Here is a 989-nt window from a genome sequence, read left to right as displayed (position 1 = left end):
GGGTAGAAGTGCATGTGCAAATGCCAGCCCGGGTAGTCCTTGCCGTCGGTCGGTGCCTGGTGGATGCCCGCCGAGTACGGGAAGGAAGTGTTGAACAGCCTGTCGTACACCGAGGAGAGCTGCTTCATGATGCCTGCGTAGCCGAATTTCTCGTCTTCGGTGATCTGCCCCAGGTGCCCGAAGTGGCGGCGCGGGATGATAATGGTTTCAAATGGCCACACGGCCCAGAACGGCACCAGCGCCACGAAGTGTTCGTTCTCCACCACAATCCTGGTTTTCTCCTCCAGTTCGATGGCTAGGTAGTCGGAGAGCAGGCTGCGGTTGTTTTGCTGGAAATAAGCTTCCTGCTGCTCGGTCTCCTTGGCGGGTTCGCCGGGCACCGAGCTCTGGGCCCAGATCTGACCGTGCGGATGCGGGTTGCTGCTGCCCATCACCGAGCCTTTGTTCTCGAAGATCTGCACGTAGCTGATCTCTTCCATCGCGCCGAGCTCCTGGTACTGCTCTTGCCACAAATCCACCACTTTTTTGATCTCGGTGGCTTCCATGTCAGACAAGGTGAGGTCATGGCGGGGCGAGAAGCAGATCACCTTGCAGATGCCGCGCTCGCTCTCCGCCTGCAGCATGCCCTTGGCGAAAGAGCCGGAAGGACTCTCGGCCTGCAGGGCGGCGAAGTCGTTCGTGAACACGAAGGTGGAGGGGTACTGGGGGTTCGTCTCACCGTTGGCGCGCACGTTCCCCGGGCACAGATAACACGTTGGGTCGTACTGGGGCCGGGTGTCCTTCTCGGTGGTTTCCTGCTGCCCCTGCCAGGGGCGCTTGGAGCGGTGGGGCGAGACCAGCACCCACTCACCAAGCAACTGGTTGAAGCGCCGGTGCGAGTGCTCCGTGATATCGAAGGATATATTTGAATTGGAGTGATTCATAAAAGAGGATTTCGTTTTCAGGCTCCTTTCAGGGAAAAAGGCTTTAAACTAGCGGGTCCACTCAGA

1 protein-coding gene is annotated in these 989 nt (G+C 58.8%); it reads right to left on the bottom strand.

All coding sequences use genetic code 11. From position 1 onward, the window contains the following. Positions 1-923: UDP-glucose--hexose-1-phosphate uridylyltransferase (locus tag JT719_RS24235; RefSeq protein WP_207436377.1), on the bottom strand; the 923-nt coding region annotated here is incomplete at its 3' end. Between the last annotated feature and the right edge of the window lie 66 nt (positions 924-989).

The sequence above is a fragment of the Sabulibacter ruber genome (assembly GCF_017355955.1).
Lineage (GTDB): Bacteria > Bacteroidota > Bacteroidia > Cytophagales > Hymenobacteraceae > Nibribacter > Nibribacter ruber_A.
The sequence above is the reverse complement of the archived record's forward strand: the minus strand, read 5'-3'. Positions and strand labels throughout refer to the sequence as shown.